Here is a 15340-nt window from a genome sequence, read left to right as displayed (position 1 = left end):
TTCTCTATAATTCAAGTATATAACAGATTTAGACTATATACACCTGTTCTTCTAGACAAAATATGCGTATTCTTATGATTATGAATATAATAACAGAGAAACTTATAACTCATTTCATTCGTGTATGCGTTCTTTTTTTGTAATCAATTATAGAGATTCGGCATGGACGACTGAAAGGGGGCTTGGATATGAACACTACGGATTCACAATATTCTAACCAAGAAAAGCAAGTTCACTTTTTTAATGAATCCTTTCAACATCTACGTAGACCATGTTCGAAATTGTCTTTGAACCCTACATTCGCATGACAAGGGGTTTTCATTTCCACAAAAAAAGCATCCCGAAGGATACCTTTCATTACTTTTTCAACGTATGCTTTTTACCTTTCACATCCACAATGTCAATTCCAGTGTCTGTTACTGTCATATCTTTCGCTTGAACGCTTGTTAGCCTTGTCGATTTGCCATTAATCAAATCATATTTAAAGACACCCTTTTTATTGAAGTAGTACATTGCAGAATGGTCGTATTTAACAGATTTATTGTCTTGGCTGATGGTTGGCTTTTTTATGTATCCGCCAACATCTTCAAAGATAACACGTGTATTGATTGTAGCTTCTAATTTCGGGTCGCTTCCATTCAACTTAACTGAATAAAAGTCCAGCGGCTCATCAATATTGACTGTTTCATCGAAAATCTGGTTTAAATCAGTTGATTTTTGCTCAACTGTATAGTAAATTCTATCGTTCCATACATACACATTTCGATTAGCACCAGAATTAAACTTACGTCCCTGCAAGTCAATCTCTTCGTATTTTCCTTCATTTGTCGAAGTCTTCATCAGGCCGTATGATAGAGGGAGATCAGTTGCCTCACCAACACTGCTCCAATATGGAATGAACAACTCATTGTTGTATAAGACAATCGGGAACCCATCTTGAAGTCTCACCTGATAGAGAGCATCAATATAAGAGAAGTTCGTTTTGGAAAGCATTACAACCTCTTCTTTTGTCTTTTGGTTGATTTTAACAAGTTTAGAACCTTTAATCGTGTACAACCATCCATTTTGCTCTATTTCAGTTCCTTTTTGACCAACGTAGGATTTATAAGAACTTACTTTCATCTTATCATCAAGCGCTCTAACGAGGAACGAAGAAAATTGCGCTCGTGTTACTGAATCCGCAGGCTTGTATGTACCATCTGGATAGCCACCTGTAATTCTATTCTTCGCAATGCTATTGATATCTGAGGAGAACCCATTTAAAGGCGATACATCTACAAAGGTTGCCTGTTTTTCTAGCGGTAAATCAAACGCCCTCCTTAAAACTGCAGCCATTTGCCCCCTTGTTGTTGGTTCGTTCGGACGCATATAGCCATTGTCCCCACGTAGAATACCCTTTTCACTAACCGTTGCCATAACTTTATAATAACCAGATTTATTCGTCACGTCTTTGAAGTTAACTGTTGGATTGTCAATCAATTCATAATCCAATGCCTTCACTAACATCGATGATACTTGCGCTCGTGTAATTGGCTGATTCGGCTTGAATGTCCCATCCTCAAAGCCACCGATGATATTTTTTTCATACAAATACATAATATCATTCTTTGCTCCGATTCCTTCTAAGTCCGTAAACCGCTCTTTTGCCTCGACCTGCATGCTAGGAATCATAGTGGCAGTAAGTAATAATGTACCTAGTGTTGTAGCCATAATTCTTTTCATTTTTTCATACTCCCTCTTATAGTGATTAAAAATGGGACCAAATTCTAATAAAACTCGAAATTATATTGGAATCAGCACCCAAAATTTAGTGAATGAAAAACCAGGTTGATGTCCCTATATCGTAAGCGGTTGGTTGACGGCTACTTCTTCTGGACAACTACCAATCTGGTTTTCAAAAATTACGTCGGGGTTCCCATCCCCTTCGCTATTCTGCTATCACCCAACGATCTGAGCCCGCATCCCGCTTCATCGTAAATACCCGATCTACTACCCCTTCTCGCCCATATTGGTAGCGGATTTCAACCTCATTGTCAGAAACAGGAGTCGTTTTTCGATAAGATGCCTCTACAAACAGTTCACCCAACCGGCTAATTTCTGTAAACCCAGGCGTTTTCGGCAAATTGCCGAAGCCCAACAGATCGTCATATAAATACAAATCAAAATATTGCTCCGGTGTATAGTCACCCGTCAGCTGTCCAGATAAATAATCCATATAAATCGAATGGGTGCGCTCTACCGTTGCTACGCCTACAACTTGCCCATAAATTTTATGCACAGGCGTAATCGTTGCCCCCTGCACCGTTTTACTTGCAGGGAAATGGTTCAATAAAAAATATTCCCGTGCATTCAACAGCTGGTCGTACCCCCCTGCAATCGTGATTCCCTGTTTTTCATAACGATCCATAATGTCAGATGGTAACGGTTTTCCGTTTATCTCCATCTTGCCGTTTTTCAGCACGACACGATCCCCCGGGACCGCAATTACCTCATAATAGACATCCATATAGGTCGGTAAATGGCTTGTCGTATTAGTCATCGTGCGTACAATATCGCCCGCCTCATAGACAACCTCATCGAATAAATTCACTTTACGCTCAATGACCGTGTGCATTGTTTCCGAACTCCCTTGTAGTGAAAACGTTTCTTTATCCACATAATACAGACCATCGACTTCTTCAAAATGCGGAAGTGTCGCAAATTCCTCATAATCAACGGCTGACAGTTGCTGCTTCTTCTGCAGTGCAGAGATTTGCGCCAAATCATCCAGCGGATCATATGGAATGCCAGGCCCCTTATCTGAAGAAAGATAATTCGTAGGGTCAATTGTGAGAATAAGAAACAGTGCTACTATAGGAAGCGCCGCCGAGACAAACAGCACTTGCCAAGAAAACGTTTTAGCCGGTTTCTGTAAACGTTCATGCACACGCTGCTTTATCCGCCTTTCCTGCTTCGATGTATCACCCATCATTTGATCGAGCTTACGTTTGAAATCGCTCAATTGCTCACTCCCTCCCCGTCCTCTTCCTCAAAAAATTCCTTTAGCTGCTGCTTTGCCCTTCGCAACCGTGTTTTCACGGTATTTTCATTCAGCTGCAGATAGCTTGCTATTTCCGCTATCGATTGCTCGTCATAATAAAATAATAGTAATGGTTCACGGTATTTTAATGGAAGCTGGAAAAGATTTTTTTCAAGTGTGGCCAGCCGTTCTTGCTCCAACACGACTTCTTCTGCGCCTCTTGTCGAAGCAAAGATGGTATCGAACAGCACATCTTTTTTATGCTTCCACGAGCGCAAATAATCTTTTGCACGATTGGCTGTCATTTTCGTTAAATAGGTCTTCAATGACGCCTCATTGCGGAACTGGTCACTCTTTTGAAAATACGTAACAAATACTTCCTGTACAATATCCTCTGCAGTCGACCAATTCTTCACATATAAATAAGCGATGCGCACTAAATAACGCGAATGCTCATCGATTATTTGATCGATAGTACTCATTTACGAACCCTCGCCCCCCTCTATGATGGCCACGTCATGTTCCCCTCCATATACGTAACAAATTGCTCAAACGACTTTTTCTCTGTTATTCCATATCGGCGTACTTCATAATTGGATGTCTTTCGATTGGCATACCCTTCGGTCGTAGTAAAACCGATCAACAACCCTGCCTCTTTAGCCGCCGCGATGAAATCCTCATGATAATGCCCAAACGGATAGGCTAATGAAACGGCTGCCGGTACTTGCTGGATATTCTGCTGTAAATCTAAAAGAATCTTTTCTTTTGAATGATCTAACGCAACCCCAACACCCAAATCCTCATCAAGTGAATGCAATTCATATGTATGTGCTTCGAACTGGAAAACATCCGCCAGCTCTTCTAAATCCGTAGCGGTAAAAAACTGCAACGGACCTTCCACATCAAACAGCTGCGCTCCCTGTGCCCGATCCGTACGTGAGGAAATAATGTGCTGAAGCGCAGTAAACCCGTATTGCTTTAAAATGGGATAGGCATATTCCTTCGTCGATAATAACCCATCATCGAATGTAATGAGCACTGCTTTGCTCGGGACAACAAGGCGCCCTTCCAAATAATCATACAACTGATATGCCGTCAGCGTCTCGAAATGATGATCCGCCAAGTACCCCATCTGCTGCTCAAACGTTTCCAAGGAAATCGTACTTGCCATCGTTCTCATCAACTCGCGTGGCAAAACTTGATGGTAGACAAGCACAGGAAGGCCTTCGTCCAAAGCAACGGACTGCTTAGCAACATATCCCGGCCGCTCTCCTATTGCGAGGATATACCAATCCTCTTCCTCCCCTATGACCGGATAACGATAGCCTTCTTCCATCTCTAGTATAACGCTGCTCTGCAAGTCAGCATACTCGTAAACCGCGGTCTTTTGAAGCGTATGAATCGCAGCAGACCGCTCCGTATGTAAAACTGTCAAAAGCTTCTTTTTTTCAACCGTCGCCTGCCCCTTACGAACAAAAGCAGTCATATTTCCCAATCGAAGCTCATAATACGCCTCATCCTCACCTGTGATTGCAACAGGCTGATTCGCCTTCAACTCGCCAATCTGCGTCAAGGCCTCCCCTTTCATATAAATCGGCTGACGCTCCTGCAATGTCAACACCCGCTCAAATACCCGCTTCGTGACAAACTGATCCCTTTCCTGCGCGAACACCCTTCCTTGCGATTCAACTAAAATCCATATCGCACCAACACTTATTATAAATACAATCAAGCACACAAGTAATGGTGTTTTTCTAGAAATCTTCTTCATACATTTTCCCCCACAGTCAATTAAGTAACCTACAGACGGAGATTTCCGGAAAAAGTTTCAAAGATTTTTAAAAAGTTTCTTTTTGAAGGTACGCCGACATATCCATAATACGGGGTCGCCTAGAAAGCCAATTTCCACTGACTTTCTGGACACCCCCCTATGTTGACCAGATGCTCATTTGTTATAGATAATAAGATTCGTAAGGCTTAGTTCCATTGCTCCTTATGCCGTTGCAACCCTTCTTCTCCGTAAAGTGTACGTACAAAATGTTCTTCCGCTTTTTTGGTCCGTATATGAATGGATGAATGGTCTTCGCAAACAATACAATTCCCGTAATCCTGGTCTCCTTCAAGTCTCAAATAAAAATAGTCATCTTTCACTTGCGAGAAGTCCTCTTGCAGCCATTTATCCAAAATCGCCTCTAACTTCGGATCCTTCTCCACAAAACGTTTCAAATAAAGGATGTTTTCCTTAGCCATTTGCCCGAGTGAATGGCCTGCCGGATAACTATTCACTTCCGCCCAGTCACCATATAACACGTCCGTAATGAGATAATCGGATGGATTATCTGTTACCTTTTGCCGAAGCATTCGCAGCATCGTATTGGCCATCGTACTGGAATCCCTCTCCAACTCCTGTGCAGAAATGCTCGCAAACTGTCCCCGAATCCGCTGCGCCGGTGCCGCAGGATCAATCGGATCATTCATATGCACCAACCGATATAGAAATACGGCATAATGCACTCTTGTAACGGGTTTATCGGGATTGTAGAACCCCCAATCACCTGTTGTAATGCCATTAGAATAAAGTGCCCTGATGTATTTGCTCGCAGGATGGTCTTTTGGCACGTCCATGAAATCCAAATCCACTTTCACTTTCAAATCAAAAGCCACGGCCAGCAACTTTGCCATCTCCGCACGGCTGATTGGTTTATTCGGAGTGAAGTTGCCTTTCGAATCCGGCTCAAAAAGCCCAGCCTGCTGCAATTTCTTCACGTCATTGAAGAAGGCATTCTTCGTGGATACGTCCTTGAACGGAACGAACGGCTTTGTTGCTGGCAATGTGACAGCACGGTTGACGAGGGCTGACGCATGTTTTCGTGTGATAACTTCAGTCGGCCTGAATTCCCCGTTTTCGTAACCACTGATAATATGCTGGTCCCGCATTTCATGGATGATTTCATAATATGGGCTGTTCTTGGACACGTCCTTAAAAGGACTCTTCACTGCCGCTTCTGCCTGCATTGGTAAAACGATGACAGGAACAGCAATAGCTGCCGCTATGGTTGCGATAAACATTTTGTACCCCTTCATTTGACTTCCTCCTATTTCAACTTCCATTGTCATGCAAACAACCTACAGACGTAGTTTTTCAGGAAAAGTTTCAAAAGTTTTTTTATAAGTTTTGGGGAATGGGAGATTGTATGCTGAAGCGGGCGACTGCACGTAAAGAAGAGGGTACTTGAAATTAAGGGTGCCTGTCATTAATATATTAAAGCAATTTATATCCTGTCTCTCATTTATATAGGCAACTGGAATTATTGGATAAGTCATCTATCAATAGGTCCTATCCATCCTCAGCCCTTCCTACAACACTTTTTATACTTCTTCCCACTGCCAGAAGAACAAGGTTCAGCTATACAATTTAGTTGAGAACAATAGGGCCACAAACTATTCTTATATCTCCATCCCACCAGCCAGCAACTTCGCCTGCTTTACAACCGTATCCACCGTCAAGTTCTTCACTAGTAATTGTTTCAAGTAGTGATTTTCTTGCCTCAGTTTCTCCATTTCATCTTTCATATCAATCCCTCGATTTACTTGATGTATACTGTTATATATATCCTAGTTAGTTAAGAAATTATCAAAGGAAGGTGCTTTTTATGAAGCTAAAAGTAACCGAATTGAAAAAAACTGCTGAAAAACTACGATCAAAAACAACTCATTCAATTGGTAGCGGATCTTTACAAAATCAATAAGGACGTACAGTCTTATTTGTCAGTTCAATTTCTAGGGGAGCAAGCAGTAACTGAACTTTTCAATGAAGCAAAAATTAAAGTCGGAAATGAATTCTTTCCCGCTAAGGGACATGGTAAATTACGTTTGAGTGAGGCGAAAGAGGCCATTTCCAATTTCAAAAAAACAACAAACAATCTCTTACTAACAACGGAGCTTATGCTTTACTACGTCGAACAAGGCGTCGAGTTTACAAATACGTACGGTGATATTGATGAACGTTTTTATACCAGTATGGAAACAATGTATGAAAAGGTCATTACGATTTGCAATGAGGAAGAGGAGTTTATCCAAATTTTCAAAGAAAGATTGAGGGAAATTGTAACAGATACAGATGGAATCGGTTGGGGGCTGCTTTGTTTGCCGCTCTCATCAAAACAAATAATTAAATCTGTAGTCTTAGACTCATTCATATAAGTACTCACCTGCCTTCCTTGACAAAATGTATGTATTCTTGTGATAATGAATATAATAGCAGAGAAACGTATAACTCATGTCACTCGTACATGCGTTTGAGTATCGGAGAAAAGGAACTCATGTCATTCGTACATGCGTTCCTTTTTATTTGAATCGATTTATCTAAATTCACTTCTATATTGTCATTCCTCTGATTGCAAAGTGTAATCGTTCATCACACCCCAAAAGAACACACGCTCTTAATTCTATCCTATAACAAATTAGACTGTTTATACTAATAAATCAAAAGCATTAATCTATTATCTCATCACCAAAAACCTCAGCATTCATTTCTGAATACCAGGGCCTTAAACTATTACGGGGTGCCTGTGTTAGAATTAATTCAGAAATCTTTGTTACACAGGCACCCTGGCATAATCTCCTTTCAACTGTATCTCGATGTTGATTTATTCCCCTTTATCCGTTAAAATTCGAAAATCCATTTCGGAAGATTTGTCATTAGCATGAGAGGGTTCGACATATGGACTCGTCAACTCTACAGAAATAATTGCATAAACAGGGTCGGTGGTCACTTCCATGCCTGACACTAAAGGAAATAATCCTCCAATTCAAAAGGTACATGTTCCTATATAATTCTGAATTAAGTATGAACCAGGCACCACAAAAAAATCTAACATGCAAAAGCAGGATTCCCGATACCATCGAGTCCTGCTTTTTATGAAAATCACATTATACTATTACTTCAAATAAAACGTCGACCCATCACTCATCTCAACATCGTCCCTATTTTTAACCTCTTTAATAACGTTAAAACAACAAATCATTCAACTCTCCAACAAAACTAAATCATTCTTCGTAATTTCTTTTTCGAGCGCAAGCCTATTTTGTTTATTGCTCGCCACAGCCATTCGATAATCGACTTTACGCGTCATTTCTTTCGCTATTTTTTTAGCAAGACCGGCATTTCCGAAATGACTATCTCTACGCGCATAAATCTCTTCATAGTGACGAACTAATGCACGCTTTGCTTCATCTGTTATGCCGTACCCTTTACTATAGAGGTCGGTAATCTCCATTAATTCCTTTGGTGTATAATCTTCAAAATGGAACGTTAGTCCGAAACGTCGACGGAGTCCGGCGTTGCTGTCTAAGAAATGATTCATTTCTTTTTCGTACCCTGCGGCGATTACTAGGAACTCGCCTTGTCGATCGGACATTTTTTTCAGCAACACGTCCACTGCTTTTTTCCCGAAGTCATTCTCTCCACCACTCGCAAGTGTGTACGCTTCATCAATAAATAACGCACTACCCATCGCTCGTTCAATCAGCCCGGCTGTCAGCTTCTCCGTTTCACCAATATGACTACCGACTAAATCGCTACGATCTACTTCAATCAGATCGCCTCGTTCTAATAATCCAAGCGCTTGATAAATACCAGCGAGCACACGACCGACCTCGGTTTTACCTGTCCCTGGTTTACCAATCAACAGCGTGTGGTTCATCAATTTCTCTGTAGAATGATTTTCTCGTTTGTAGTATCTCATTAATTCAATCATTTTATCTATTTCAGCCTTCACAGAACCAAGGCCGATAAACTGATGGAGTTCTGCACGTTTATGGGCGAGTAGTACTTCATCGATTGGAACTTCGTACGTCTTCACTCCACGCTCTTGTACCGCTTTTACAACGTCTTGTTCTTCAATCGTCGTCAATACCTTTTCCGTCCACTCTTCACGCGGAAGTTTCGCAATTCTCATCGACTGAGCAAGCCCGATTTGATCGTATAGTATACGTGCCATTCGAGCGTTACTAAATGTTTCATCGCGCATACGATAACGTTCCACGAACTCCTCATAAACTGCTTGTTTGGCAGCAGGAGTAAGCACATAGCTTCCTTCACACTCGCTTAAGAAGATTTGAAGCAACTCATCTGGTGTATAGTCTTGAAAGTGAATCTTTTCAGTAAAACGATCTTTCAATCCCGGATTAGACGCTAGGAAACTGTTCATTTCTTCGGTATAGCCTGCCGCGATGACAATGAATTCACCTCGAGAATTTTCCATTGCAGGAAGCAACGTTTCAATTACTTTTTTACCGAAATCATTACTAGAATTGCCCCCTGCTGCAAGCGTATACGCTTCGTCTATAAAGAGGACGCCACCCATAGCTTCCTTAATAATTACTTTCGTTCGTTCTTCTGATTCACCAACATGCGTTCCAACGAGATCTTCCCGCTTCACTTCAGTTACGTGGCCTGTCTTTAATAAACCTAGTTCCTTAAAAATCTTTCCTATAAGTCGAGCGACTGTCGTTTTACCAGTACCCGGATTACCTTGAAAGACCATATGAGGCGCTATCATCGGATTAGCTTTCATTCCACGCTCTAATTTGAATTGATTAATGTCGCTTACGTTTTTAAACTCCTGGATTTTGTCTTTCACATCTTCCAGTCCAATAAACCCGTTCAAACCACTCATGAAAACATCCATCTGATCAGTAGGTGATGAATCTACAGTAGAGGAATGTCCAGCACTGCCGCCTAATTTACTAGTGATTGGTGGAACCTGCAAGTCCGTATCGGTAAGCAAAGGAACACTGTCATCAAAGCGGACTAAATCTCCTGCTTCGTTGTTCTCAAAAGAACAGTCGTTAAGAACCGGAACCGAACGCTCGAGCCTCAGTCCAGCCTTCTTCCCATTCATCACTTGCACCCCAGTGAATACAGCATCTGAACAATCTTGCAAGATGATTTGATCATCACGATGACCATGTACTCGAGTACCCGTCACTTCAGTACGCTCCACCTGACTCAAGACGATTCCTGACGATTGACCGTCATAGATTTCACATTCCGTTATAAAGACTTCTGCAGATTCCGTTGCTCTTATTTGTGGCCTTTTATGATTGAACAAAATTGACCGTTCTACTGAAATAACTACTTCAGGACCTGCAAGTATGCCGTTTTTATCGCCACCCGATATTCTACAATCGGTAATTTCTGCTTTAGCCGCAGCACTGAGTAAAACGTTGGATCCCTTATGACCGAAGATGATGCAATTGGCTGCCGTCAACTTGGATTCTTTCACAACTATCCCTACACTATCCCCACTCTTTACTCCGGTCGCCGACAAAATTACTTCCGATTGTTCAGAAGCAAAAATATGTACACCACTATGATGGCTAATAAGAGAATCCGAAATAGTCACTTGACTACTTGTCACGTAAACTCCTTTATTGTTTCCACTCTCAACTTCACAACCCAGAATCGTGAACACGCTTTGAGTAAACGCTGAGAGTTGCGTCATCTGATTGTACTTCACTTCAGATTCGATGAGTGTACACGTGGAATTTTCGGAAACAATTCCTCTAGACTCACCCGAAAGAATCTGAGTTTTTGTAATCGAGAGTTTGCTTTGTTCGTGACAGGAAATTTGGTCTCCTTTTTGGTTTTTAAACTGTGAGTCGGATAGCTCAACTGATGAACCACTGACGTTCATTCCTTCAGCCTCACCATTTTCAAACGTACTTGCCTCGACTTTAATATGGGATCCATTCGTAAATGCTACATGCTCCAAACTTTGGTTTTTAAAGACACAATTTTTCAGGACACCCTTAGATTGATCACAATAGATTCCTTGGACATGTCCAAAATAAAAATTCGTACTTTCTACGTGCATAGAACTGTCTTGTTCCAAACGAAGTTGAACCCCGCGATTTCCGATGAATGAACTTTGGGTGATTGTTGCACGACTCGTTTCATACAAGCAAAGGCCAGCATCTTGCCCACTTAAAATTCCGGAATTCGTTACCGCGACTTCTCCTCCCGCGCACACACTAATTTGTGCAGACTTGATCGTGTCTTCTACTATGCATTCGAACAAAGCCAAACGCCCTACTACCTCAATCCCTTGTATGTTTTTTTGAAAGTTCGAATGCTCTGCGGATACTTTTGCAGCTGCATCAACTCGCATTGCAACTCCTTGAATCTCAGAGAAAAGACAGTGGTGAAGCGTTACATCTCCTGATTCGATATGTAAACCATAGTCCACTGGACCAGTGCCTCCTCCAATACTGATCGATTCGATACGCACTTCTTCCGTTGTCGCGATACGAACACTTCCTGTTAGACGAGCTGAGCTCGCTTCACCTTCTGAACTTCGAAGAACGAGCAGCTTATCGATTGTTACATGTTCATCATAAACACCTTCATCAACTTCCACTGTATCTCCTGGTAGAGCTGCCTCTACTGCAACCTGAATGGCTTTGTAGTTGGATCCTTCACGCTGAGACACTTGAATAATTGCCATGTATCTTCCCGCTTTCTAATCGTAAATTCAATTGATTTCTATACTTTGTATTTTTCTAAACACAATTATACGAATGAGTTCCATCATCAGTTAAGTATACTAGTAAGCCTAGGGATAGAGTAAAGAACTGCTTGTGAACAAGAGTAGATAGCAAAATTTTAAGGTACCCTTCAAATCACTATGTTCTTGTACTTAAAATAGACATTCTTTAAATACTTCAAAACCATCACTTTGAGACTCCAAAGTGATGGTTTACAAGGTGTTACGGATGTCTTTTTCGCTCGTCCTTATTCCCCATATGAAAGAGGCTCCAACGAGAGACACAACGGTCTTCTAAGACGCTATATCCCGAAGGGGAAAGCAATTTCTGATTACTATAAGCAAGCTATCAAACGCTAAATAATTTACCAAGAAAGATTCTAGACTACCAACAACCCGCAGTCCTTTTTGAACAAAAATTAGCTAGATTAGCTTAACGTATTAGAAACAAGTTCAAATTCAAAACAACTTTATTAGGGGAGCGTACACATCCCTGCCCCAAAATACACTGAATTTTATCTAAGTGGCTAACTTAATATTGCAATTTAGGCCCATAAAAAAGCCACCAATCATCATTCAAACACGGTGATTGGTGGCTTCTTAAAACAGCAGTTATGACTACTGAGTGAGTGAGAGTGTGTGTCTTCTGTATGTGCAGGGATACCTTTCAGTTTTTTCTCCCAACTGTCAACAAGATATGACCACTTCATTTTCTTCATTTAAAACGACTAAACTCTTATCCCAGGAAATTTTCGTTAGCTAAAATTTGATGAGTCCATTGATTCACTTGAAGAGTACACCCTCCTTCTCCGGCTACTCATTTTTAAACTGTTGATTCCTCATTACTTAAAATTATAACAGAATGCAACCCGATGAATTCAATAAAGATGCTCTATCCAACATTGAGTTAATTTTCTTGAAAGTTAATTTTTTTACTGTAATAAATTAATCTGTTTTCAATTATTATCTCTGAAAAAGTTCGTGTCATTAGTTGGAAAAATAATTGCTTGTACTATTGTATTGATATATTCATCACCTTGCTTAAAAGAGGTGTTTGTGGAATTAATAATTCCGAATTTCACTTCATTTAAATCAATTAGCTTGAATATAAAACTTTCTCCTTGCCCTCGGAAAGAGTTTGTTTTAAATACAGCATGCCCCAATCCTTTAATATCTTTAACACGAATTCTATAAATTGAATCCATATTAAAATCGCTTAAGCTATCTATATGTGTATCAAATATAAGCTGTTTAGTAAAACTCATCATGCTTAACAAAAGTTCTTGTTTCTCCAAAAAGTTTATTTCATCTTGGTTTAAGGCCAATCTATTTCTGAGTTCTTTATTTTTTTTATCAAATGGTAATTTCCCTCTTTCACTCTCATATACGCTCAAATGATTTTGAAAGTTGCTTTGATTCAAAATACACCATTCGATAAAACCAGTTCTTTGAATTTGCACCTGTAGGTCTTGCAATATTCTTTTTAATTTAGGCGGGGTATCTATATCTCCAAATGTTTTCACTATTTTACTTTGTAATAGCTCTAAAGTTAACTTTTCCAGACTTTCACCTACATTTTTACTAAGCACAACGAGCTCTTCCATGGTTCTACTGTCAAGGATTTCTCTAGCCACTCTCCCCCAGTATTCATTGTCTAAGTTCTCTTTCATCAATTCATAAGAATTAACAACACTAAAAAAATGATTACCAAATCCTGAAATCTGATTTCTATTTAGAGTACTCATAAAACCACTTAAAGAATTTTCGGAAATCTCTTCTTTTAATTTTTCCAACAATTCCAAATAGCGTTTTCCTTCTATTGTTTTTTTGAATATTTTCCCTACCTTATATGCACATTCTGGTACGTTCATTTTTATTATTCCGCCCTTTCTTGCATCTTGAAAAATAACAAAATACCAATTATTGTATTTACATATTCTATCTTTTTTAAATCAATGTCAGGGATTGATCTTCCATGAACCAAGTCATTTCTTTGACTTCTAATAGTTTCGATGTACTCAATATCTACTTCAGTCAAAGGTATTAATAATCTTGCGACCAAGTGTCTTAGGTTTTCCATCAATGGTGGATTTGACAAAGAGCCTGCTATTATTTGTTTTACTTTAATAGCTTTTGGTTCTGCATCCGCTTCTAAATAAATTTCTTTAAATTGTTTCATTGCCTCATTAACAAAACGTCTTCTAAAAGTCCTCGCCAGTAATTCCTGAGGTTTTTCATCTTCAAGTAAAAACTCCAACGCAATGCTAGTAAATATTAGTTTATCCTCCAAATTAGGAATGTCCCAGCTTTTCCTTAAATACCTTAAAGCGATAAAAAGTGTTTTAACATTCGATTTTGATTCTTCTTCCATATCCATTATTAGAAGTTTTTCGTACCACTCCAATTTTTCTAATAATATTTCAAACCGATTATCAAGGTCCAAAAACGTTGGTTGTCTAATTAAATCAAGGCTGGTTATCATAAATTCATTTGATACAATATCTTGGATAAATATTAATTCATCTGAACTTACTACAGGACCATAGTTTTTTCTATTCCAAGATAAATTTTCAACTTGTTTATCAAAGAATAAAGAATCATGATTTTTTAAATGATAAATTGAATCTATGGCTTTTTCAATTTGATTTATAGCTAAATTTGTGGCTTCCCAAAAATTAAGACCTTCAACTAAAACTTTAGCATAAGAATCAAAAATAACATTTTGTTTCTCCACGTGCATCATCAAATCATCTATTCCAGTTATATAAGATTTATTAACTATTTCAACATTTCCAAGTCCAACACTGTTAGCGACTTTCAAATTATTGAGGGGAACTATACATTGGAAAGTTCGATTTCTTCCCTTAAAATCTTCGATACTGTAATCAATTGAGCTTTTAGCTAAAATAAAGTTAAGCAACTCTAGTGGCTCTCTAATTCTTGATTCCATAAAGGGCTGGATTGCTGTCTTTAAATAATACATAGCACTTGAATATTTAAATATATAGTTACTATTATTCTTTTTCATTTCTAACAATATATTTGTAGAAATATGATTTTTTTGGAATGAATCATTAATATAAATTTTAAACTCTTGAAGCAATCTCATTTTGGATAAATGCAGATTTTCTTCACTTATTTCAATAGTTCCTTCCACATCATTATTTCTATAATTAAATGAATGGAATTTTACTGGTTGTATAAATTCTCCTTTTATGAACTCTAGATCAAAAGAATATTTTTCAGTATTATTAATATCTTTTGATACTAATATATATAGTGGGCCATTGTTAATAATTTTGTTTCCATTATCCAATGGTGGAATATCATCCATAATAGAATTTAGTAACTGACAAATATCCGAAAATTTCTCTTTATCTTCCTCATCTAACTTTGTAATTATCGATAAAAGATATTCATAAACACCTTTTATTTCGTTAATATTCACAGGTGTGATTTCATCATTTTTCAAACAATGACTCATTAATAACATTTCTTTTTTGCTTAAAGATTCAATAAATAAGAATTTCGAACATTTATTATCTTGATATATTATTATTTCCATACATATTGTCGATTTTCGAAAAAAAGGAAGTCTGTTAAGATCTATATTCACAAGTTTATTCAAAGAGGTTTGAAATAACATATAATTCAACTCCTATTAAAATTATTTACTCAATATACCAAATAATTTACAGAAAAATAAATAAACAGAATACCCCCTCTGTTTATTCAATACATAGAATTGACTTTTAGATTAAGCATATTAATA

General features: G+C 38.7%; 10 protein-coding genes and 1 pseudogene. 2 read left to right on the top strand and 9 right to left on the bottom strand.

Features of this window, described 5'->3' with window-relative positions:
• Positions 1–357 precede the first annotated feature (357 nt).
• The 6 genes from MKZ10_RS09415 to MKZ10_RS09390 form a co-directional block, all read right to left on the bottom strand.
• Positions 358–1722, bottom strand: a complete 1365-nt coding sequence (locus tag MKZ10_RS09415; RefSeq protein ID WP_342504710.1) for an S-layer homology domain-containing protein — start codon at positions 1720–1722, stop codon at positions 358–360.
• 205 nt (positions 1723–1927) lie between these two features.
• A complete protein-coding gene (locus MKZ10_RS09410) occupies positions 1928–3001 on the bottom strand; it encodes a S26 family signal peptidase (RefSeq protein WP_342504709.1) in 1074 nt (357 codons plus the stop codon).
• A complete protein-coding gene (locus MKZ10_RS09405; RefSeq protein ID WP_342504708.1) occupies positions 2998–3501 on the bottom strand; it encodes a sigma-70 family RNA polymerase sigma factor in 504 nt (167 codons plus the stop codon). The genes MKZ10_RS09410 and MKZ10_RS09405 overlap by 4 nt, the downstream gene beginning before the upstream one ends.
• Before the next feature lie 20 nt (positions 3502–3521).
• Positions 3522–4790, bottom strand: coding sequence for a polysaccharide deacetylase family protein (locus MKZ10_RS09400; protein ID WP_342504707.1), 1269 nt, complete (start codon positions 4788–4790; stop codon positions 3522–3524).
• Between the two features lie 206 nt (positions 4791–4996).
• On the bottom strand, positions 4997–6103 hold the full coding sequence (locus tag MKZ10_RS09395; RefSeq protein WP_342504706.1) for an S-layer homology domain-containing protein: 1107 nt from the start codon (positions 6101–6103) through the stop codon (positions 4997–4999).
• Positions 6104–6466: 363 nt separating this feature from the next.
• Complete coding sequence (locus MKZ10_RS09390; protein WP_342504705.1) at positions 6467–6592, bottom strand: hypothetical protein; 126 nt, start codon at positions 6590–6592, stop codon at positions 6467–6469.
• A 147-nt stretch (positions 6593–6739) separates the two neighbouring features.
• Here MKZ10_RS09390 and MKZ10_RS09385 point away from each other — a divergent pair, with 147 nt between their 5' ends.
• Positions 6740–7222, top strand: coding sequence for a DUF6155 family protein (locus tag MKZ10_RS09385; RefSeq protein WP_342504704.1), 483 nt, complete (start codon positions 6740–6742; stop codon positions 7220–7222).
• A gap of 824 nt (positions 7223–8046) precedes the next feature.
• Here MKZ10_RS09385 and MKZ10_RS09380 read toward each other — a convergent pair.
• A complete protein-coding gene (locus tag MKZ10_RS09380; RefSeq protein ID WP_342504703.1) occupies positions 8047–11529 on the bottom strand; it encodes a right-handed parallel beta-helix repeat-containing protein in 3483 nt (1160 codons plus the stop codon).
• A 270-nt stretch (positions 11530–11799) separates the two neighbouring features.
• On the opposite strand from MKZ10_RS09380, the pseudogene MKZ10_RS09375 reads away from it, so the two are divergent.
• A pseudogene (locus tag MKZ10_RS09375) lies at positions 11800–12005 on the top strand (IS30 family transposase); the annotation flags it as partial.
• Between the two features lie 519 nt (positions 12006–12524).
• On the opposite strand, the gene MKZ10_RS09370 reads toward MKZ10_RS09375, so the two are convergent.
• Together MKZ10_RS09370 and MKZ10_RS09365 are read right to left on the bottom strand one after the other, a co-directional pair.
• The gene (locus MKZ10_RS09370; protein WP_342504702.1) at positions 12525–13439 is read right to left on the bottom strand and encodes a hypothetical protein; all 915 of its coding nucleotides are present in this window, start codon (positions 13437–13439) and stop codon (positions 12525–12527) included.
• 5 nt (positions 13440–13444) lie between these two features.
• A complete protein-coding gene (locus MKZ10_RS09365; protein ID WP_342504701.1) occupies positions 13445–15214 on the bottom strand; it encodes a hypothetical protein in 1770 nt (589 codons plus the stop codon).
• Positions 15215–15340 lie beyond the last annotated feature (126 nt).

The organism is Sporosarcina sp. FSL K6-2383, from assembly GCF_038618305.1.
Classification (GTDB): domain Bacteria; phylum Bacillota; class Bacilli; order Bacillales_A; family Planococcaceae; genus Sporosarcina.
The sequence above is the reverse complement of the archived record's forward strand: the minus strand, read 5'-3'. Positions and strand labels throughout refer to the sequence as shown.

What these genes read in the sequence shown, in the direction of transcription:
- MKZ10_RS09395 (WP_342504706.1), bottom strand. Translation starts at nt 6,103, where the DNA reads ATGAAGGGGTACAAAATGTTTATCGCAACCATAGCGGCAGCTATTGCT.
- MKZ10_RS09380 (WP_342504703.1), bottom strand. Translation starts at nt 11,529, where the DNA reads ATGGCAATTATTCAAGTGTCTCAGCGTGAAGGATCCAACTACAAAGCC.
- MKZ10_RS09415 (WP_342504710.1), bottom strand. Translation starts at nt 1,722, where the DNA reads ATGAAAAGAATTATGGCTACAACACTAGGTACATTATTACTTACTGCC.
- MKZ10_RS09365 (WP_342504701.1), bottom strand. Translation starts at nt 15,214, where the DNA reads ATGTTATTTCAAACCTCTTTGAATAAACTTGTGAATATAGATCTTAAC.
- MKZ10_RS09405 (WP_342504708.1), bottom strand. Translation starts at nt 3,501, where the DNA reads ATGAGTACTATCGATCAAATAATCGATGAGCATTCGCGTTATTTAGTG.
- MKZ10_RS09400 (WP_342504707.1), bottom strand. Translation starts at nt 4,790, where the DNA reads ATGAAGAAGATTTCTAGAAAAACACCATTACTTGTGTGCTTGATTGTA.
- MKZ10_RS09390 (WP_342504705.1), bottom strand. Translation starts at nt 6,592, where the DNA reads ATGAAAGATGAAATGGAGAAACTGAGGCAAGAAAATCACTACTTGAAA.
- MKZ10_RS09370 (WP_342504702.1), bottom strand. Translation starts at nt 13,439, where the DNA reads ATGAACGTACCAGAATGTGCATATAAGGTAGGGAAAATATTCAAAAAA.